Source organism: Gemmobacter aquatilis (genome assembly GCF_900110025.1).
GTDB lineage: Bacteria > Pseudomonadota > Alphaproteobacteria > Rhodobacterales > Rhodobacteraceae > Gemmobacter > Gemmobacter aquatilis.
In genome coordinates this window covers 1-19,780 of the sequence record NZ_FOCE01000011.1, presented here as the reverse complement: position 1 = coordinate 19,780, position 19,780 = coordinate 1, and the positions used below count along the sequence as shown (strand labels likewise).

Here is a 19,780-nt window from a genome sequence, read left to right as displayed (position 1 = left end):
TCGCTGGCGCATGAGATGGCGGCCTTCGGTGTGCAGGTGAAACTGGTCGAACCCGGTTATGCCCCGACCACGCGCTTCGCGCAGAACATCGACTTTTCTATCGAGGAGATGATCCCAGAACCCTATGCCGACTTCGCCCGCCCGATCTTTGCAGCCTTCGCCAATCCGCAGCTGACGACAAAGGAAAGCGACGTGGCCGAGGCGGTCTGGTTGGCGGCGCACGACGCCTCGGACCGGCTGCACTATCCGGCAGGGCCAGACGCCGTCGCGCTTGCCAAGTCATCCGAGCCGCCGAAGGCGCGCTCCATCTCGAGGCGCAGTCGCAGCGCGTCAACCTGAAACCCTTGCGCCAGATCAGGCTGCAAGGCACTCGCCACAGCGATGATCGCGGCGGCAGTCTCGGGAGATGGGGATGGGAATTGCGGCGGGGCAACTGGCGGCAACACGGGTGCAACAGCAGTCTGAAACGTCATCGGGGAACTCCGGAATGAGGGACAGGTTCAAACCGACGGGACACTTTCTCGATGCCCCTCCGGCCTGCCCCTCCCCGGCTCCCCTCTGCCTCTCAAACTCGGGTTTCAGTGACGTGCCTTGATTTTGTTTCTGATATGTTCTATATATCAGATCAACGCCACAAGGGAGATATCCCATGGAAGCCAGCACATTCACCCTGTCCGCAACCCCGCGCCAGATCGCCTATGCGCGATCCCTCGCCCTGCGGAACCAGACCCTCCTGCCTTGAGAAGTTCAGCAAGACCGGCGCAGCTTAAGCGCCTGGATCGACCCGCAGGCGCAGATGAAACCGCTGTCCGCCCTCGACAGCCTGCCAAGTTCCAAGCAGGTCGCCTTTGCCGAGCGGCTCGCCGTTCTGGATGAATGTTTCCGAGATAAGGGGCTGATGTCGAAGTGGATCGACGGGAACAGGTGACTGACTTCCAATGGCTGAAGAGGCAGGAAGCGCGCTTGAGTTCCTCGGATTCTCGCTGAGGAAAGTGACGGATCATCAGACTTGCTACCCCGTAGCATGGCAAGCATGGAGTATCCGCCATGCTATAGGCTATCATGAGAGATAGAGTTGCAAATCTACACAATTGCATAATCTCGTTATATGCCATACCATGGCATTGCGGATTGACCGCAAATGCAAGATCATAGGTTGGCACATGTCGGTCACCCGAGCAAAGCAAAGACAGGCCCAGGAGAGGATCAACCAGGCTGGTAGCCTCGCAAAGTCGCTTGCAAAGCCGATAGGCGGCTGGATTGCCACCTTCCAGGAAGCGATCGGGATGAATGCCCCGGCCCTTGCTGAACGCCTCGGCATCTCACGCAACAACATCTATGCCGCGATTCAGAACGAACAGGCCGGAACCATCTCCGTGAACCAACTTGAGAAGATTGCCGAGGCCATGAGCGGACGCCTTGTCTATGCAATCATCCCGCGCGAAGGCCCCGTTGAAGCAATCGTTATGGCCCAGGCCCGCACAAAGGCACGACGCATCATCCAGCGCACGCGGGCGCATATGGCTCTGGAAGAACAGAGCGAGGGTCTGCGTAGCGAAGCCGAGATGATCGAGGAACTCGCCGCCGACATCATCCGTGAAGGTCGACGGGATTTCTGGCAATGACGCTTGAGCTTCACGAACCTAACGGTGCTACCCCCCTGACGCCCGACGAGTTGCTTGGCCTCAAGGCCAAGCACATCGCGACCCGTGGCGAATTGAACGAGCTTGAAGGTGAGAACATCATAGCGGGTCTGACATGGCTGGACCGACGCCCGAAATCCTTTGACGTCCTAACCGATGCCGCCGTAAGGGAAATCCACAAGCGACTGTTCGGGGAAGTTTGGGATTGGGCCGGCGTCTACCGTCTGGCAGACAAGAACATCGGGGTACCGGTCTGGCACATCTCCACTGAGTTGCGCACCTGCCTCGATGACGCGCGGTACTGGCGCGACCACAAAAGCTTCGACCCGCTAGAAGCCACGGCGCGCCTGCACCACCGCCTTGTCTGGATTCATCCTTTCGCGAACGGCAACGGACGCTGGGCGCGGATCATGGCGGACGCCTACTTGGCGAAGTTCGATCCGGATATCTTCCTCGACTGGTCTGGCGGCGGCACTCTGAACGCCGAAAGTGCGCACCGAACCGCCTATATCACCGCACTGAGAGCCGCCGATCAGTACGACTTCGAGCCATTGGTGGCACTCGTGCGGTCACTCGCAAGGTAGCCACCCGTTCCGATCGGCAAGATAGGCCGGGAATGTTGTGCAGCGCATAGATTGCTGACATCGGCACCAAGCCCAAGAGCCCGTCAGCGATCATCGCTGCGGCACCTGTCAGCAATTCTTCTGCGGGTTGGAAAATGAAGGCCACATTGACCGGCAGATCGCGCTTTGCGGCAAGATACGCCGCCGCTGTCAGCAGGGTTGCCATATGCCCGTCATGACCACAGCCGTGGTAGCGGGGCCCTTCGGCGGTCTGCACTGTTCCATCGGCAGGCCCGGCCATCGGCAAAGCATCCAACTCGGCCCGCAACCCGACAAAGGGCGCCGCGCGGCAGCCCGACCAGACCCGTGCCGCCAAGGCCTTCGATCACCTCAAGCCCAAGCCCGCGCAGAACAGACGCCACATAGGCAGCCGTCCGATGCTCCGAGAACCCGGTTTCCGGCATGGCATGCAGCGTACGGAACCACTCAAGGCCTCGCGCCTGATGCACATCCTGCCACGTCCGAAAAGAAACTGTCATTTCGTCGCGACAACAAATATTCTTGTTATGCAACTATTCGCGACTGCGCATTCCAAACAAGGTATCAGGCCATACCCGGACGCCCTGTTTCGGCACACAGCACAGCCGTCAAGACCTGGCTGTACACGACCATCTTAGGGCTTTGGGTCAGTCTTTGCCGCCGGATATTCTTCCAAGGCGCGCTTATAGTCGTCAGACCGAACCCATTGGCCAAGCCGTTCAATCTGTTCAAACAACCGCTGGCGATCTTCGGGTGGAAAGGTGCCCAACAACAGCCCCTCAAGCGCATCAGATACGGCCCTGCCGCGCTCACGCAGGGCTTTGCCAGCCTCGCTTGTGGAGAGATGATATTTGCGCGCGTCGGTACCGGAAGATGTCCGCACAAGCAGACCGTCGCCAAGCAACTTTTGCAGGATGCGCGATGTCAGACTGCGCTCAAGACCACTTTTGTCCCAGACATCAACGAAGGTGATGCCAGGGTTGTCATCGACGATTCGCAGCACGCGAACTTCGCGGATCGAATAGCCAAGTTCGCGCAGGAATATCGCATCATTCCCGGCGATGGCTTCGTTGGCGATGATTTCCAGAAGATATGTCAATCGTTTGCTGGGAAAAACGGTGTTGGGCATAGGGTCCATCCATAGGCACTTGTTCGGGGCGCGCCGCTTTGATGAGCTATCTTGCGTCGTATAGTATCTATATGCAATAGTTGCATAATGATATTATATTGCCGCGCAACAGGGATGCCGATGCTCCAGTCTTTGCCCTCCATCACAACGGCACGTGCCAGACACGGCACCCGTCCGATGCTGTGCGCACAGGGCGATGGGCGCTTTGGGTATCGCACCAGACCGCAACGGTATTGGACCAAAGACACCCGCCAGTGTCATCTTCAGGTCATCGAAAGACCCGAAGAAAAGGCCAATGCCGTGACCAAGATTGATCGTATCGAAGCCATCATCGTCGATGTTCCCACCGTGCGGGGACATGTTCTGTCGATGACCACGATGTTGACCCAGTCGGTCGTGCTTGTGCGCATTCGCTTTTCGGACGGGTCCGAGGGTCTGGGCGAAGGAGCCTCGATCGGTGGGCTGTCTTACGGGCCGGAAAGCGTCGAAAGCGTCAAGCTGGCGATCGACACCTACATTGCTCCGGCTTTGATCGGCATGGATGCCGATGGGATCACCGCTGCAAGCGCCCACATGGAAAAGGCCGTCAAGGGCAATCCGATTGCCCGCGCGGCCGTAGAATGTGCGCTGTGGGATGGACTTGGCCGCCGGTCTGGCCTGTCTGTCGCACAACTGTTCGGCGGGCGCATCCATGACCGCTTGCCCGTGGCCTGGACCTTGGCCAGCGGCAATAGCCAGACCGACATAGACGAGGCCGAGCGGATGCTGGATGCCCGCCGCCACCGCGATTTCAAGCTGAAGATCGGCAAGCGCAGCGTCAAGCAAGACATCGCCCATGTTGCTGCCATTGCCGCCGCCGTTGGCGACCGTGGCACCATCCGCGTGGATGTGAACCAAGCCTGGAGCTTGACCGAAGCCCGCTACGGTGCGCGCGGTCTGCAAGAGATTGGCTGCATCCTGATCGAACAACCTGTTTCGCGGGACAAGCTGACCGCGCTGAAATCGCTGACCGACGGGTATGAAATTGCCATCATGGCCGATGAGGTATTGCAAGGCCCAGCCGATGCGATGCGTGTGGCCGCCAACCGCTCTGCCGACGTCTTCGCTGTGAAAGTCTGCCAGTCGGGCGGTCTGAAACCGGCGTCTGACGTGATCGCGATCGCCCGCGCGGCTGGAATCGACCTTTACGGCGGCACCATGCTGGAGTCGGGTCTTGGCACTGCCGCCGCCATTCAGCTTTTTGCCACCGTGCCGGAGTGGCAGTTTGGGACCGAGATGTTCGGCCCCCTGCTGCTCAAGGACGAAATTCTGGCCACGCCGCTGGAATACAAGGATTTCTCGGTGACCGTGCCCACTGGGCCGGGCTTCGGGGTCAGCCTCGACGATGACAAGGTGAACTTCTACCGCCGCGACCGGACGGTCACGGTTAAGGCCATCGCGGGCGAATAACACCCCTTCGGAGGGAGGGTCAGGGCGTTGAACCCCGGTTCAGCGAACAGGAGAGATTTGCCCATTGGGCACAGAGGGAGGATACGATGTTTACCGAAGCAGGACTCGACGAAATCAGCCGCCGCCTTGACGGCATCGTGCAGGACAAGCCCGAAGAGGGCACTTTCCGCGCCCGCCGCGATATGTTCACCGACGCCGAACTGTTCGAGCTGGAGATGAAGCATATCTGGGAAGGGAACTGGATCTACCTCGCCCACGAGTCACAGATCCCGAACATCAACGACACCTTCACCACCCATATCGGCCGTCAGCCGATCATGATCACCCGCGACAAGACAGGCACGCTGCATGCCCTGATCAACGCCTGTTCGCACCGCGGCGCGATGCTGTGCCGCCACAAGCGGCAGAACAAAGCCACTTTCACCTGCCCCTTCCATGGCTGGACCTTCAACAACACCGGCAAGCTGCTGAAAGTAAAAGACCCCGAAGGTGCGGGCTATCCCGACCAGTTCAACAAGAATGGCAGCCACGACCTGAAGCGCGTGGCGCGGTTTGAAAGCTATCGCGGGTTCCTGTTCGGCTCGCTCAACGCCGATGTGCAGCCGCTGTCGGACTATCTGGGCGAGGCAAAGGTGATGATCGACATGGTGGTCGATCAGTCCGATGAGGGCCTTGAGGTTCTGCGCGGATCGTCCACCTATACCTATGCTGGAAACTGGAAGCTGCAGGCCGAAAACGGCGCTGACGGCTATCACGTCTCGGCCGTGCATTGGAACTATGTCGCCACCACCAGCCACCGCGCCGATGAGGGCAAGGACGAGGTCAAATCCGTCGATGCCAGCAAGTGGAACAAACAGAAGGGCGGGTTCTATTCGTTCGACAATGGCCATCTGGTGCTGTGGACGAAATGGGCCGACCCTTCGAACCGCCCCCTCGCGCCCCGTCGCGATGAGTTGGTGGCCAAGTATGGCGAGGCCAAGGCCGACTGGATGATCGGCTATCTGCGCAACCTGTGCCTTTATCCGAACCTGTTCCTGATGGATCAGTTCTCCAGCCAGTTGCGCGTGTTCCGGCCGATCTCTGTCGATCAGACCGAGGTGACGATCTACTGCGTCGCGCCCAAAGGCGAAAGCCAGGAAGCCCGCACCCGCCGCATCCGGCAGTATGAGGATTTCTTCAACGCCTCTGGCATGGCGACGCCGGATGATCTGGAAGAATTCCGCGCAACCCAGATGGGCTATGCCGCCGCACCCACCGCGCAATGGAACGACCTGACGCGGGGGGCCAAACAGTGGATCACCGGCGCAGATGAGGAAGCCGACCGCATCGGGATGAAACCGATCCTGTCCGGCGCACGCACTGAGGATGAGGGCCTGTTCGTCATCCAGCACAGCCAATGGACCGAACGCATGGCCGCCGCCGTCGAGGCAGAGCGCGCCGCAATCGCAACCAAGATCGCAGCGGAGTAAGACAGATGAATGCCGTGACCGAAACCACCCTGTCCTATGAAGCGATCTGCGCCTTTCTTTATGCCGAGGCCCGCGCGCTGGACGACCGCCGCTTTGACGACTGGATCGGGTTCTATCACCCCGACTGTCCGTTCTGGATGCCCGCCTGGGATGACTATGACACCCTGACCGAAGACCCGGCGAATGAAATGTCGCTGATCTACTACCCCAACCGGGGCGGGATCGAGGACCGGGTGTTCCGCATCAAGACCGACCGTTCCTCGGCAACCTCGCTGCCCGAACCGCGCACCGGCCACAACATCACCAACATCGAGGTGCTGTCGCGTGACGGATCCAAGGTGCAGATCCGGTTCAACTGGATGACGCACAACTACCGCTACGCGACCACCGACACCTACTGGGGTTCGTCGTTCTACACGGTCGATACGGCCAGCGGCGCGCCGCTGATCACGTCGAAAAAGGTGATTTTGAAGAACGACCGCATCCACCATGTGATCGACGTCTACCACATCTGACACAACCGAGCGCCGTCCCCCGGACGGCACCCCGGCGCGGCCCCTGAGGAGGAGGCACGGCGGGGAAAGGAGGAGCCATGACCTACAAGATCGCCCTGAACTTCGAAGACGGCGTCACCCGCATCATCGACTGCGAAGCCGACGAAAAGGTGTCTGACGCCGCCTTCCGGCAAAAGATCAACGTGCCGATGGATTGCCGCGACGGGGTCTGCGGCACCTGCAAGTGCAAGGCCGAGCGCGGGGCGTTTGAGCTGGGCTTCTACCTTGAAGACGCGATGACCGAGGAAGAGGCCGCCGCAGGCATGGTGCTGACCTGTCAGATGATGCCGAAATCCGATTGCGTGATCGCCATTCCGGCGTCATCGCTTGCCTGCAAGACCGGGGCGCAGACGGTGCAGGCCACCGTGGCGGGGGTCGAGGCGCTGTCGGATACCTCTTACCGGCTGCGGGTGAAACTGGCGGCAGGCATGGGCTTTTTGCCCGGCCAATATGTCAATGTGCAGGTTCCCGGCACCGACCAGACCCGCGCCTATTCCTTCTCCAGTCACCCGCAGGCGGATGTGGCGTCGTTTCTGATCCGCAACATTCCGGGCGGGCTGATGTCGGGCTATCTGGCCCGGGCGAAAGAAGGCGACGCGGTGGCGCTGACCGGCCCGATGGGCGCGTTCTACCTGCGCCCCGTTACCCGCCCGCAGGTGTTTCTGGCAGGCGGCACCGGCCTTGCCCCCTTCCTGTCAATGCTGGAACTGATCGCAACCACCGGCACCGACCAGCCGATCCGTCTGGTTTATGCCGTCACCAAGCTGGCCGATCTGGTCGAGATGGACCGTCTGCAGGCGCTGGCAGCCATGATCCCGTCGCTGACCTTGACAACCATTGTTGCCGACCCGGAGGCGGATCACCCGCGGAAAGGCTATGCCACCAACCACCTGACCGCCGCCGACCTGTGGGACGGCGCGGCCGATGTCTACCTGTGCGGGCCGCCCCCGATGGTCGAGGCGGTGCGCGGTCACATGGCAAGCATCGGCGTCACGCCCGCCTCGTTCCTGTTTGAAAAGTTCAACCCTTCGGAAACCAGGGCGGCGGCGTGATGCGGTTCAAGGACAGGGTTTTTGCCATCACCGGGGCCGCGCAGGGCATTGGCCGGCGCGTGGCCGAGCGTGCAGCGCTGGAAGGCGCATTGGTTGCGGTGATCGACCGTTCCCCCATCGGGGCCGAAGTGGCGGATGCGATCACGTCCGCGGGGGGGCGGGCGATCTGTCTTTCCGCTGATCTGGAAACCTACTCAGGTGCCGAAGCGGCAATGGCGGGCACCGTTGCCGCCTTTGGCCGGATTGATGTGCTGGTCAACAACGTGGGCGGCACCATCTGGGCCAAGCCGTTCGAACATTACGAGGCGCCCCAGATCGACGCCGAGGTGCGCCGGTCGCTGTTCCCGACGCTGTATTCCTGCCATGCGGTGCTGCCGCATATGCTGGCCGTGTCCAAGGGCGTGATCGTGAACGTCAGTTCCATCGCCACCCGCAGCCTGAACCGTGTGCCCTATGCGGCGGCCAAGGGCGGGGTGAATGCGATCACGGCAAGCCTTGGCTGGGAATTGGCCGAGCGCGGTATTCGCGTCGTGGCCACCGCGCCCGGCGGAACCGAGGCCCCGCCCCGCGCGGTGCCACGCAACCCGGGCGAACAATCGGCGCTGGAAAAGGTCTGGTATCAACAGATCGTCGATCAGACGGTCAATTCCAGCCTGATGCACCGTTACGGCACTTTGGATGAACAGGCAGGGGTGATCCTGTTTCTGGCATCCGACGACGCCTCTTATCTGACCGGGGTCACGATCCCGGTGGGTGGGGGCGATCTGGGCTGAGGCCCATCATATCCGGCGTCAGGGAGAGGCGCCACAAAGGGAGAGAGAGAATGAACAAGACCTTCAGGGCGGCCCTTGCCGGGCTCGTCACCAGCACCGCCATGCTTTCGGCAGCCTGTGCCGAAGATATCAAGGTGGGCCTGCTGCTGCCCTATTCCGGCGTCTACGCCGCACTGGGCCAGGATATCGACGATGCCTTTGCTCTGGGGCTGGCAACCTTTGGTGCCGACAGCGGGGCCACCTTCGAAATCGTTCGCGAGGATGACGAGGTGAAGCCCCCGGTCGGCCTTGCCAAGACCAAGAAGCTGATCTTGCAGGACGAAGTTGACGTGATGGTTGGCGTGGTGTCCTCGGGCGTGCTGGGTGCCATCCGCGATACCGTCGACGGCGCAGGCGTGCCGCTGATCGTGGCGAACGCCGGGAACGACGAGGCGACGGGCGAGGCGTGCAGCCCCTTCATCACCCGGATTTCCTTTTCCAACCAACAGGTCAACCGCCCAATGGGCAAATGGATGGTCGATCAGGGCGTGAAGAAGGTCTTCACCATCGCCCCTGACTACGCCGCCGGCCGCCAGATGATCGACGCTTTCACCACCGGCTTCACCGCCGCTGGCGGCGAGGTCGTGGGCCAGGAATGGCCCGCCTTCCAGAAGACGCAGGACTTTGGCCCCTTCCTTGCCAATGCCAAGGCCAGCGGCGCGGATGCCGTCTATGTGTTCTTTGCCGGGGGCGAAGCGATTTCCTTCGTCAAGCAGTATGACAGCTTTGGCATGAAGGCCGAGTTGCCGCTTTACGGTTCGGGCTTCCTGACTTCGGCCCTTTATGTCGAGGCGCAGGGCCCTGCGGCGGAAGGTGTCATCACTGCGCTGCATTATGTGCCGACGCTGGACAACCCCGAGAACGCAGCCTTCGTCGCGGCCTTCAAGGAAAAGACCGGTCGGATCCCTTCGGAATATGCCGTGCACGGCTATGACAGCGCGCGCGCTTTGGTCGAGGCGGTAAAAGCCGGTGCGACCGACCGTGAAACCTTGGCCGCGGCTTTGCCGAAGGTCAGCTTTACCGGCCCGCGTGGCGAACTGCGCATCGATCCGGCCACCAACAACATCGTCCAGCCGATCCACGTCTATGAAACCGTCGCCGGGGCGGATGGGCTGACGCAGAAGGTTCTGGCCACCCTTCCCGCCGAAGCTGATCCAGTGAACGGCTGCGCCATGCCTGCCGCTGTCAACTGATGTAACCGGGGGCCGCGCGTCGGCCCCCAACCAGCCCGGAGGGTTCACCATGACCACAGACCTCGGATTTTGGGTCTTGCAGACGCTGAACGCGCTTCAACTCTCGATGCTCTTGTTTCTTCTTTCTGTCGGCCTGACCGTGATCTTTGGGCTGATGCATTTCGTGAACCTTGCCCATGGCTCGCTCTATGCCTTTGGCGCATATATGGCCGCGTCGCTCGCGGGCGTGCTTGGCTATTGGGGCGGGTTCTTTCTGGCACCGCTCGCCGTGGCTGCCTTGGGCGCGGTGCTTTATTTCACTTTGATCCGGTCGCAACGCCGGGCGGGTCCGATGGCGCAGGTTCTGATTACATTTGGTCTGATCTTTGTCGCGGTTGACGCAACCCGGTTGATCTGGGGCGATTTGCCGATCGGCATCGCGGTGCCTGCAGTATTCGAAGGCCAATTGGCACTGCTGGGCGTGGAATACCCGATCTACAGACTGTTCATCATCGCATTGGGTCTGGCGGTACTGGCCGCGCTGACACTGGTCCTGACCCGCACTCAAGTGGGCGCGATGATCCGCGCCGGGGTCGACAATGACCAGATGGCCGCCTGCCTTGGTATCAACGTGGAACGCATGTTCTTTCTGGTCTTCGTAGTGGGCTGCGCGCTGGCTGGCCTTGCCGGGGCCGTTGCGGCACCCGTGCTGTCGGTCACGCCCGACATGGGGCTGCAGATCCTGATCCCCACGCTGATCGTCATCGTGATTGGCGGGCTGGGCAGCCTGAAAGGTGCTGTAGCCGGATCGCTGATCTTTGGCTTTGTCCAGACCTTTGGCGCGGTGCTGATGCCCACGTTCAACTCTGTCCTGATCTATGCGCTTCTTGCGGCGGTTCTTGTGATCCGACCCGAGGGCCTTTTGCCCGCGAAAGGGTGATCCGATGTTCACACATACTCCACTGCGTCTGACCGCCCTATCGCTGCTGGCTATCGGGTCGCTGGCCTATGCCTTTGTCGCAGGCTTTTTCGGATTGGAGATTCTTGCCGAGATCGCAATCCTTGCCATCCTTGTAATCGCCCTTGATCTGGTCGCCGGATTTGGCGGCATGGTCTCCTTGTGCCATGGCGCGCTTTTGGGTGTTGGCGCCTATGCCTTTACCGTGGCCGCGAATGCCGCCGGCCTCAGCGCCTTTCCCGCGATGGTCTTGGCTGTGGCCTTATCGGCCGGGCTGGCCTTTGTAATCGGCGCAATCTGTGCGCGCAGCATCGGCATCTATTTCATCATGGCCACGCTGGCCTTTGGGCAGATGGCCTACAGCTTTGTGTTCCAATCGCCGCTGTTTGGCGGCGATGACGGCCTGTCCGGCGCACCCCGTCCCGACCTGTCAGCCATCGGCATTGACCTGACCGACAGCCGCGCCTTTGCGATTTATGCCATCGCAATGGTGGCGCTGACCTATCTGGTGGCTGCGGCCACGTTGCGTTCTGGCCTTGGGCGCAGCCTTATCGGCCTGCACCATAACGAAAAGCGTCTGCGCGCCCTTGGCCTGACGGTCTGGCGTGCCAAGGCCACGGCCTTTGCCATCTCGGGCGCTTTGGCGGGGTTGGCGGGCTGTCTGGCCGCACAACACACGCAATACATCTCGCCCGGCCTGCTTTCCTGGACCGTTTCCGGCGAGGCGCTGGTGGTGGTGATCCTGGGCGGGCTGGGCACGCTGGTCGGGCCGATTGTGGGGGCGGTGCTGTTCGTGGTGCTGAAGCACGAGATTTCGGCCCTCACCCCCTACTGGCACGCCATCGTCGGCATGATCCTGATTGCCGTTGTGATGAGCCGGGCGAATGGCGTCTTTGGCTTTGTCGAGGCGCGCATGGCGGCGCGCAAACCGAAACCTGTTTTGCAAAAGGCTGACGCAGATGCTTGAAACGCGCAACCTGACAAAATCCTTCGGCCCGATCCATGTGACCAAGGGCGTCAGCCTGAAACTGGAAAAAGGCGAACGCCGGGTGATCCTTGGACCCAACGGCGCAGGCAAGACCACGCTGTTCAATCAGTTGGTGGGTGAGTTGACGCCTGACAGCGGAAGTATTCATCTTGATGGGGCCGATGTCACCGCCCTGCGAGTTGCTGACCGCGCCCGTCTGGGCCTGAGCCGCAGCTATCAGAAGAACACCTTGTTCGACGGGCTAACCATAGGTGAAAACCTTGGCCTTGCCGCAACCGTGGCAATGGGCAAGGGCCAGGGCCTGTGGCGCGACCCGCTACATAGCGCCGAGGTCAAAGAGACGGTCAGGGAAGTGGCCGCACAGGTGGATCTTGCGCCCCTTCTTGACATGCCGGTCAACGCGGTCAGCTATGGCATTCGTCGTCAGCTGGAGGTAGGGATTGCCCTTGCCACGCGCCCCAAGGTGATCCTGATGGATGAGCCGACCAGCGGCGTGGGGCCGGAAATGTCCAAGGGCTTTCATCGCTTGCTCAAGGCGCTGCCGCGCGATCTGACGGTTCTGATCATCGAACATGACATGGATCTGGCGTTTGACGTGGCTGACACCATCACCGTGCTGAACTACGGCGAAGTGGTATTTGATGGCCTGCCGGAACATGCGCGTGAAAGCCAGCTGTTGAAGGACATTTATCTGGGGGCGTGGGAAGATGCTTGATCTGACAGATGTATCTTCGGGCTATGGCGAAACGCAGGTGCTGCACGGCCTTAGCTTGCGGGCCGAACCAGGCCGCGTGCTGGCAATCCTTGGCCGCAATGGCGCGGGCAAATCGACCACGCTGAAAACCATCATGGGCCTTCTGCCCGCAAAGGCTGGCCAAATCAGCTTCGATGGCCGCAAGATCAGCGGCATGACTCCGTTCGATATTGCGAAACTGGGCATCGCCTATGTGCCCGAAACCCGCGACATCTTTCGCTCACTTTCCGTGCGCGAGAACCTTGATCTGGCCGCCCGCCGCTTTCCCTGCCCGAACGGCGGGTGGACGGTTGACCGCGTGATCGAGCTTTTCCCCCGCTTGGGTGAGCGTCTGCAAAACGGCGGCGATCAGCTGTCGGGCGGCGAGGCGCAGATGCTGGCCATCGCGCGCGGCCTGGTGATGAATCCGCGCATGCTGATCCTGGACGAGCCGACCGAAGGGCTTGCCCCAATCATCGTCAAGCTGATTCATGACAAGCTGGCCGATCTTAAGCATCAGGGCCTGTCGATGATTCTGGTGGAACAGAACTTTGGCTTTGCCACCAGTCTGGCTGACGATGTCGTATTGGTGTCGCGTGGCCAAGTGGTCTGGCAGGGCAGCGCTGCCGCCATCCGCGCCGACACCGAACTTCAACATCGCTGGTTGGGTGTCTGACATGACAACCGAAACCTTGCATGCCCGGCTTTGGGGCCAGCGCGCCCGCGATTGGGCCGACGTGCAAGAGGCCATGGTGCGCCCGGTCTATGATGCGGTGCTTGCGGCACTTGACCCGGAACCAGGCTTGCGCCTGCTTGATGTGGGCTGCGGCGCCGGACTGTTTGCGCAGCTTGCCGCCGGGTCTGGTGCGGTGGTCTGCGGGATTGATGCAGCAGGGCCGATGCTGGACATCGCCGCCGACCGTGTGCCAGCCGGGGAGTTCCAAAAGGGCGATCTTGAGGCCCTGCCCTATCCTGACAGAGACTTTGATGTCGTCACTGGCTTCAACGCCTTTCAGTTCGCGGCAAATCCGTCCCGCGCCTTGGCCGAGGCCGCACGGGTGGTTCGACCCGGTGGAACGGTGGTTGTGGTGACATGGGGCGAGCCCTTGCACATGCCAGCCGCCAGCGTGATCACCGCCCTGCGACCGCTTTTGCCTCCCCCACCCGCGAACGCACCGGGGCCTTTCGCCTTGTCAGACCGGGCCGCCTTGACCGGTTTTGCCGAAGGTTCCGGACTAAAACCAAAGCAAGTGATCGACGTTGATAGCCCGTTTCAATACCCAAATCTTGCAACGGCCCTGCGCGGGCTGAATTCGTCAGGCGTGGCAGCTGCCGCGATAGAGCGGGCGGGCGAAGACGCCGTCACGGCGGCACACACCGCAGCACTTGCGCCGTTCCTAAAGCCGGACGAAAGCTATCTGATCCCGGCCACATTCCGATGCCTGATCGCGCTACGCGCATTAGGCTGACAATCAGAACGTCTTTCGCGCGACCTTTTGCGCAATAGCAACGAAATTGCGCACATGAACGCCTTGTTCGTCCAGCCGGTGGTTGACCGAAACGCCGGTCTGGGCCAGCGGATTGGTGATCTCATGAAACCGCACACCCGTGCGCTGCACCGATCCCACCGATTGCGGCACGATGGCCACGCCTTCTCCCACTGAGACCAGCGCGATAGCGGTCTGGAAATCCATCGTGAACACTCGCCGCGTCATCTCGATGCCCAGACCCGCGCAGGTGTTCAGCACGAAATCTGCAAAGGATGGCCGAGGAAACTCGGGGTACAGCACGAAAGCCTCACCCGACAACTGGCGTAGATCGACCGCTCCCTTGGGCAGATCAAGCGTATCGGTGGCCGCCAGAACCAACGGCTCATCCCCGAGCTTTCGCGTGGTGATCTCGGCATCGTCCAAAGCCGGGCGGGCGATGGCGATGTCGATCTCGCGGCGGATCAGGCTGCGGTGAAGCTGGGCGTTGTTCATCGGGATCAGTGACAGGTTCACCTCGGGGTATGCCTTGCGAAAGCTTTTCAGCACGGTCGGCAGGATGCCATAGGTGGCTGAGCCCACAAACCCGACGCGCAGCCGCCCTTCGGCCCCTTGGCCGATGCGGCGCACTTCCAGCTTGATGTCGTTGAATTCGGCCAGCATGGCGGTGCCGCGGGCATAAAGCCGCTCTCCCGCCTGGGTCATGGTGATTGCGTTGCGGCCCCGGTTGAACAGCAGGGCGCCCAGATCATCCTCGATCTGCTTGATCTGACGGCTGAGCGGTGGCTGCGCCATGCCAAGACGTTCGGCCGCGCGCCCAAAATGCAGTTCTTCGGCCAATGCGATGAAGTATTCCAGCTGTTTTATGTTCATGGCCGGGCCTCCCCTCCCTTTGACTTTGGTATCCCGCGAACCCTCTGACACCAAGAGAAAAGCCGCACCCCGGCTAAGGGGCGCGGCAAGGTTCCACAGGGAGAACGGAAAGCTTATTCAGCCGCCAAAGCAGTCGCCGCAGCCTCGGCCTTCAGCGTGAAGTCAAAGCGCAGATAAAGGTCCGTGCCGTGCTCGGGCTTTGCGGGAAGGAAATCGCCCACGAGGCTGTCTTTCACCGCAAAGACCGAGTCATTGTCCAGCCACTTGGACGAGCGGTCGTAGATCTGACTGACCAGCGTGCGGTAGCCATCGCGTGCCACGATGAAGTGCAAATGGCCTGGACGGTTCGGGTGGTGGCCCATGTAGCGCAGCAGCTCGCCTGCGGTCTCGTCGGCCGGGATCGGATAAGGCACCGGGCGAACGGCGCGCAGAGCGAAGTAGCCGTTCTCGTCCGTTTCGAACCGGCCGCGCAGGTTGTAGTCGGGCTGATCGTGATCGTGGTTTTCATAAAGGCCGTTCGGCGCATCTTCCCAGATGTCCAGTGTCACACCGGCCAGAGGCTTGCCCGCGGTGTCCTTGACATAGCCTTCCATGAACACGGTTTCTTCGTTGTCGAAATGCTTTTGCGCGGTCGAAGCGCCATGCGGCAGCACGGGCGGGTTTTCGCGGTAAAACGGGCCTAGCACAGTGGATTCAGATTCCGTGCCGGTGACCGGATTGGTCAGCATGTCGCACAGCACTTCGATGCCCAGAATGTCACCCAGCAGGATGAACTCCTGCCGCTTGTCATCGCAGATCGCCCCGGCACGGCCCAGGAACATGCAGGCTTCGATGAATTCGGAATGGGTCAGGGTCACGTCCTTGCAAAAGCCGTGCAGATGCTTGATCGCCGCGGTCATGATTTCGCGCTGACGGGGCGTGATCTCGCCGTTCTGGCCAAGTGATCCGATGACCACATCGGTGACGTTGTCGATGGTGACTTTGCTCATGGTGTCCCTCCTCCGGGCAAGCTGATGATCGTGTCGCGGGCTGACCTGCTGGCCTCTCCCTCCCGCTGATGGGCCGACTATTCACACCAACTGCCTCCTCGCCAATGACCGCTGGGGTATAGCCCGATACCCCAGCCGCCATTCGCTGGCATTGCCGGGCCAAGGGTATCGCAGGATACCCTGAAGGTCATTGCAGCAATGCGGTGTTGCGCGCTTTTTCAGGGTCAGCGCCCCGTCCGGGGCATGGTCATATCCCCGACCGGGGCAAGGAGGACACCAACATGCGCGCCACATTGGCCCAGATGCAGCAAAGGCTGCACGACACCCCGCATCTTCTTCGTCTTGGACGGCTGTTCAGCGACACGGTGCTGTTGGAGGTGGACGGTGCAGAGTTCTACCTGACCTTCCGCGATGGTCGCCTTGAGACAATCGTTGAAGGCCCCAGCCGCAAGACGCCGTGGCGCTTTGCCTTGCGCACCGACGCCGACGCCTTGGCGCAGTTCTGGCAGCCCATCCCGAAACCGGGATTTCACGACATCTTCGGTCTGGTCAAGATCGGCCGCGGCCGGATCGACGGCGACATCCTCGCGCTGATCAAGAACCTGCGCTTTTTCAAGGAATTCATGGGCCTGGCCCGCGCTGAATCTCGCACGGAGGAACTGGCATGAGCTTTGAGCCCATCACCGGCCGCTATCTGACCATCACCGTGCAGGGCCGCCGCCAGCGCATCTATGTCGAAATCGCAGGGCAAGGCGCGCCCGTTTTGTGCCTGCACACTGCAGGTGCCGATACAAGGCAATGGCGGCACATCCTGAACGACGCCGAGCTGACCGCCGCGCACCAGTTCTTTGCCTTTGACATGCCATGGCACGGAAAATCCCTGCCGCCCGAGTGCTTTCAGACCGAAGAATACCTCCTAACAACCGAAGCCTACATGGAAACGGTGTTGGCAGTGTCGCGTGCCCTTGGGCTTGACCGCCCGATCCTTGCAGGCTGTTCGATGGGCGGGCGGATCGCGCTGCAACTAGCCGCCTTGCACGGCGATGCCTTCAGCGGCTTCATTGCAATTGAAGCCTCTGATTTCCAGCCCGCTTGGTATGATATCGACTGGTTCCATCGCCCCGACGCCCATGGCGGCGAAATGGGCGCGGCACTCGTGTCAGCCAACATCAGTCCCCATGCGCCACAGGCCGAGCGTTGGAATACGCTGTGGATGTTCATGCAATCCGGCCCCGGCGTGTTTCGCGGCGATCTGTCGTTCTACACCCGCGATGACAGCCTGATCGGCCGCTTGGCCCAGATCGACACCGCCCACACACCGGTTCACCTGCTGGTCGGCGCCTATGACCTTACCTGCACCCCGGAGGATGCGCGCCGCACCGCCGCAGCGATTCCGGGCGCCACCTGCACGATGATGGAGGAGTTGGGCCATTTCCCGATGTCCGAACATCCCGCCGGGTTCCGCCCGTTCTTCGCAGATGCGCTCACTCGTATGAAGGTATCTGCCGATGTGTGACCGCTGCGAAACCTGCAAGGGGGCGGATTGCCCCAAACTCGCTGCCCTGTCGCCCCCCGCTCCGCCGAGGAAATCATGACCACACCTTGCATTATCTGCGTTGCCATCACCGGATCCTTGCCGCGCAAAGCGGACAATCCCGCCGTGCCGGTGACGATCACTGAACAGGTTGAGAGCACCCATGCCGCGTTCGAGGCGGGTGCCACCATCGCGCACTGCCATGTGCGCAACGAAGATGAGACACCCTCTTCTGACCCTGACAAGTTCGCGGCGTTGAAAGAGGGGCTGGAAAAGCACTGCCCCGGTATCATTGTGCAGTTGTCCACAGGTGGGCGGTCCGGTGCGGGTCAGGCGCGCGGCGGCATGCTCCCTTTGCGCCCCGACATGGCCAGCCTGTCGGTGGGGTCGAACAACTTCCCCACGCGGGTTTACGAAAACCCGCCAGACCTCGTAGATTGGCTGGCGGCGGAAATGGTCACCCATGGCGTCAAGCCCGAGATCGAGGCGTTTGACCTGTCGCACATCCTCAAAGCGCATGAGATGTGGAAAAAGGGCCAGATCACCGACCTGCCCTATGTGCAATTCGTGATGGGCGTCAAAAACGCCATGCCCGCCGACCGCGAGGTGTTTGAATATTACATAAAAACCGTGAATCGCCTGTTTGGCGAAGGCGCGCCGTGGTGCGCGGCGGGGATTGGCCCGAACCAGATCGTACTGAACGACTGGGCCGTGTCATCAGGCGGCCATGCCCGCACCGGGCTGGAAGACAACGTCCGGCAGGACAAGTCCACGCTGGCCCCGTCGAACGCCGCCCTTGTGCGGCGGGTGGTGGACCTGTGCGCCAAATACGAACGTCCCGTCGCAACAGCGGCCCAGGCACGGCAGATTCTTGGGTTGAGGGCTGCGGCATGAAAAAGATCTATAACGACGCCAGATCAGCGCTTGATGGGCTGCTCTTTGATGGCATGTTCATCGCCAGTGGCGGCTTTGGCCTGTGTGGCATTCCCGAACTCTTGATCGCGGCCATCCGCGATGCTGGCACGATGGATTTGACCGTTGCCTCAAACAACGCAGGCGTTGATGGCTTTGGCCTTGGGGTCTTGCTGGAAACCCGTCAGGTCAGAAAAATGATCTCGTCCTATGTAGGCGAGAATGCCGAATTCATGCGCCAGTATCTTTCGGGCGAGTTGGAGCTGGAATTCAATCCTCAAGGCACGCTTGCCGAGCGGATGCGCGCTGGCGGCGCGGGCATCCCCGGATTTTACACCAAAACAGGCGTTGGCACCGTGATCGCCGAAGGAAAGCCAGTGATGAACTTCGACGGGCAGGATTACATTCTGGAACGCGGCATCGTGGCCGACCTGTCCATAGTCAAAGCATGGAAGGCCGATCCGTCGGGCAACCTTGTGTTTCGCAAGACCGCCCGCAATTTCAACCCGCCCGCCGCGACCTGCGGCAAGGTATGCGTGGTCGAGGTCGAGGAAATCGTGCCGCTCGGTAGCCTCGATCCCGACAGCATCCACCTTCCGGGCATCTATGTGCACAGGATCATCCAAGGCCAGCACGAAAAGCGCATCGAACAGCGCACCGTCAGCAAGCGGGAGAACGCATGATGTCCACAGCACCCAAAGGTTGGGACCGTAACCAGATGGCCGCCCGTGCAGCGCAGGAACTGCAGGACGGCTGGTATGTGAACCTTGGGATCGGCATCCCGACGCTGGTATCGAATTACATCCCTGACGGGATCAGCGTCACGCTGCAATCGGAAAACGGCATGCTGGGCATGGGGCCGTTTCCGTTCGAGGGCGAAGAAGACACCGACCTGATCAACGCGGGCAAGCAGACCATCACCGAACTGCCGCAAACTGCGTTTTTTGACAGCGCCCAATCCTTCGCCATGATCCGCGGCGGCAAGATAGCCATGGCGATCCTTGGCGCGATGGAAGTGGCCGAGAACGGCGATCTGGCCAATTGGATGATCCCCGGAAAGCTGGTCAAAGGCATGGGCGGCGCGATGGACCTGGTGGCCGGTGTGGGACGTGTTGTGGTGGTCATGGACCACACATCCAAGCATGGCGAATCCAAGGTGCTGAAGGCCTGCGCCCTGCCCCTGACTGGCAAGGGCGTGGTCGACCGCATCATCACCAACCTTGGCGTGCTTGACGTCGTGCCCGGGGGGCTGAGGATCGTCGAATGTGCGGACGGGGTAACCGAGGCCGATCTGCGTGGGGCAACCGAAGCAACTCTGGTTTCATAGGTTTCCATCCCCTGCCTGGAAGACGACAATAGAGACCATGAGCGTGGCGGCGAGGGAGGCGGCGAAGGCGTGAGCATCTTTGCGGGACATCTGTTTG

The 19,780-nt window shown here is 61.2% G+C and carries 23 protein-coding genes and 1 pseudogene; 20 read left to right on the top strand and 4 right to left on the bottom strand.

Going from position 1 to position 19,780, the window contains the following annotated elements; genetic code table 11:
• The 4 genes and pseudogenes from BMX43_RS16045 to BMX43_RS16030 form a co-directional block, all read left to right on the top strand.
• Positions 1 to 339: Rossmann-fold NAD(P)-binding domain-containing protein (locus BMX43_RS16045; RefSeq protein WP_483863936.1), on the top strand; the 339-nt coding region annotated here is incomplete at its 5' end.
• A 310-nt stretch (positions 340 to 649) separates the two neighbouring features.
• A pseudogene (locus BMX43_RS16040) lies at positions 650 to 928 on the top strand (hypothetical protein).
• Positions 929 to 1,118: 190 nt separating this feature from the next.
• Positions 1,119 to 1,625: a helix-turn-helix domain-containing protein gene (locus BMX43_RS16035; protein ID WP_091303185.1), complete on the top strand. Its 507-nt coding sequence runs from the start codon at positions 1,119 to 1,121 to the stop codon at positions 1,623 to 1,625.
• Positions 1,622 to 2,227: a mobile mystery protein B gene (locus tag BMX43_RS16030; protein WP_091303184.1), complete on the top strand. Its 606-nt coding sequence runs from the start codon at positions 1,622 to 1,624 to the stop codon at positions 2,225 to 2,227. Before BMX43_RS16035 ends, BMX43_RS16030 begins: the two co-directional genes overlap by 4 nt.
• Here BMX43_RS16030 and BMX43_RS20505 read toward each other — a convergent pair.
• On the bottom strand, positions 2,154 to 2,522 hold the full coding sequence (locus BMX43_RS20505; RefSeq protein WP_425431811.1) for a M20/M25/M40 family metallo-hydrolase: 369 nt from the start codon (positions 2,520 to 2,522) through the stop codon (positions 2,154 to 2,156). The two genes, BMX43_RS16030 and BMX43_RS20505, sit on opposite strands and share 74 nt — an antisense overlap.
• A gap of 357 nt (positions 2,523 to 2,879) precedes the next feature.
• Positions 2,880 to 3,374 carry a MarR family winged helix-turn-helix transcriptional regulator gene (locus BMX43_RS16020; protein WP_175482144.1) on the bottom strand — a complete coding sequence of 165 codons (495 nt, stop codon included), beginning with the start codon at positions 3,372 to 3,374 and terminating at the stop codon, positions 2,880 to 2,882.
• A 300-nt stretch (positions 3,375 to 3,674) separates the two neighbouring features.
• Here BMX43_RS16020 and BMX43_RS16015 point away from each other — a divergent pair, with 300 nt between their 5' ends.
• The 11 genes from BMX43_RS16015 to BMX43_RS15965 all read left to right on the top strand — a co-directional run bounded on the left by BMX43_RS16015 (position 3,675) and on the right by BMX43_RS15965 (position 14,030).
• Positions 3,675 to 4,823: a muconate cycloisomerase family protein gene (locus BMX43_RS16015; RefSeq protein ID WP_245749502.1), complete on the top strand. Its 1,149-nt coding sequence runs from the start codon at positions 3,675 to 3,677 to the stop codon at positions 4,821 to 4,823.
• Positions 4,824 to 4,909: 86 nt separating this feature from the next.
• Positions 4,910 to 6,292 carry a benzoate 1,2-dioxygenase large subunit gene (gene benA / locus BMX43_RS16010; protein WP_091303180.1) on the top strand — a complete coding sequence of 461 codons (1,383 nt, stop codon included), beginning with the start codon at positions 4,910 to 4,912 and terminating at the stop codon, positions 6,290 to 6,292.
• Positions 6,293 to 6,297: 5 nt separating this feature from the next.
• Positions 6,298 to 6,807, top strand: a complete 510-nt coding sequence (benB, locus tag BMX43_RS16005) for a benzoate 1,2-dioxygenase small subunit (RefSeq protein WP_091303179.1) — start codon at positions 6,298 to 6,300, stop codon at positions 6,805 to 6,807.
• 77 nt (positions 6,808 to 6,884) lie between these two features.
• Complete coding sequence (benC, locus tag BMX43_RS16000; RefSeq protein WP_091303178.1) at positions 6,885 to 7,898, top strand: benzoate 1,2-dioxygenase electron transfer component BenC; 1,014 nt, start codon at positions 6,885 to 6,887, stop codon at positions 7,896 to 7,898.
• On the top strand, positions 7,898 to 8,671 hold the full coding sequence (benD, locus tag BMX43_RS15995) for a benzoate diol dehydrogenase BenD (RefSeq protein WP_091303177.1): 774 nt from the start codon (positions 7,898 to 7,900) through the stop codon (positions 8,669 to 8,671). The genes benC and benD overlap by 1 nt, the downstream gene beginning before the upstream one ends.
• A gap of 50 nt (positions 8,672 to 8,721) precedes the next feature.
• On the top strand, positions 8,722 to 9,903 hold the full coding sequence (locus tag BMX43_RS15990) for an ABC transporter substrate-binding protein (protein WP_091303176.1): 1,182 nt from the start codon (positions 8,722 to 8,724) through the stop codon (positions 9,901 to 9,903).
• A gap of 49 nt (positions 9,904 to 9,952) precedes the next feature.
• Complete coding sequence (locus tag BMX43_RS15985; protein ID WP_091303175.1) at positions 9,953 to 10,822, top strand: branched-chain amino acid ABC transporter permease; 870 nt, start codon at positions 9,953 to 9,955, stop codon at positions 10,820 to 10,822.
• 4 nt (positions 10,823 to 10,826) lie between these two features.
• Complete coding sequence (locus BMX43_RS15980) at positions 10,827 to 11,807, top strand: branched-chain amino acid ABC transporter permease (protein ID WP_091303174.1); 981 nt, start codon at positions 10,827 to 10,829, stop codon at positions 11,805 to 11,807.
• A complete protein-coding gene (locus BMX43_RS15975) occupies positions 11,800 to 12,543 on the top strand; it encodes an ABC transporter ATP-binding protein (RefSeq protein WP_091303173.1) in 744 nt (247 codons plus the stop codon). Before BMX43_RS15980 ends, BMX43_RS15975 begins: the two co-directional genes overlap by 8 nt.
• Positions 12,536 to 13,237: an ABC transporter ATP-binding protein gene (locus BMX43_RS15970; RefSeq protein ID WP_091303172.1), complete on the top strand. Its 702-nt coding sequence runs from the start codon at positions 12,536 to 12,538 to the stop codon at positions 13,235 to 13,237. Before BMX43_RS15975 ends, BMX43_RS15970 begins: the two co-directional genes overlap by 8 nt.
• Positions 13,238 to 13,310: 73 nt before the next feature.
• Entirely contained in the window at positions 13,311 to 14,030 is a 720-nt protein-coding gene (locus tag BMX43_RS15965; protein ID WP_217643970.1) for a class I SAM-dependent methyltransferase, read from the top strand.
• Positions 14,031 to 14,033: 3 nt separating this feature from the next.
• Here the strand turns inward: BMX43_RS15965 and BMX43_RS15960 are convergent, their stop codons facing one another.
• Both BMX43_RS15960 and BMX43_RS15955 read right to left on the bottom strand, forming a co-directional pair.
• Positions 14,034 to 14,921: a LysR family transcriptional regulator gene (locus BMX43_RS15960; RefSeq protein WP_091303170.1), complete on the bottom strand. Its 888-nt coding sequence runs from the start codon at positions 14,919 to 14,921 to the stop codon at positions 14,034 to 14,036.
• 113 nt (positions 14,922 to 15,034) lie between these two features.
• Positions 15,035 to 15,910 (bottom strand): dioxygenase family protein, encoded by an 876-nt coding sequence (locus BMX43_RS15955; RefSeq protein ID WP_091303169.1) that lies wholly within the window; start codon positions 15,908 to 15,910, stop codon positions 15,035 to 15,037.
• A gap of 281 nt (positions 15,911 to 16,191) precedes the next feature.
• Here BMX43_RS15955 and BMX43_RS15950 point away from each other — a divergent pair, with 281 nt between their 5' ends.
• The 5 genes from BMX43_RS15950 (at position 16,192) to BMX43_RS15930 (ending at position 19,683) form a co-directional block, all read left to right on the top strand.
• Positions 16,192 to 16,578: a hypothetical protein gene (locus tag BMX43_RS15950; protein ID WP_091303168.1), complete on the top strand. Its 387-nt coding sequence runs from the start codon at positions 16,192 to 16,194 to the stop codon at positions 16,576 to 16,578.
• On the top strand, positions 16,575 to 17,426 hold the full coding sequence (locus BMX43_RS15945) for an alpha/beta fold hydrolase (RefSeq protein WP_091303167.1): 852 nt from the start codon (positions 16,575 to 16,577) through the stop codon (positions 17,424 to 17,426). Before BMX43_RS15950 ends, BMX43_RS15945 begins: the two co-directional genes overlap by 4 nt.
• Before the next feature lie 75 nt (positions 17,427 to 17,501).
• Entirely contained in the window at positions 17,502 to 18,338 is an 837-nt protein-coding gene (locus BMX43_RS15940) for a 3-oxoadipate:acetyl-CoA acetyltransferase (protein WP_091303166.1), read from the top strand.
• Positions 18,335 to 19,039, top strand: coding sequence for a CoA transferase subunit A (locus BMX43_RS15935; RefSeq protein ID WP_091303165.1), 705 nt, complete (start codon positions 18,335 to 18,337; stop codon positions 19,037 to 19,039). Before BMX43_RS15940 ends, BMX43_RS15935 begins: the two co-directional genes overlap by 4 nt.
• Complete coding sequence (locus tag BMX43_RS15930; protein ID WP_091303261.1) at positions 19,039 to 19,683, top strand: 3-oxoacid CoA-transferase subunit B; 645 nt, start codon at positions 19,039 to 19,041, stop codon at positions 19,681 to 19,683. The genes BMX43_RS15935 and BMX43_RS15930 overlap by 1 nt, the downstream gene beginning before the upstream one ends.
• Positions 19,684 to 19,780 lie beyond the last annotated feature (97 nt).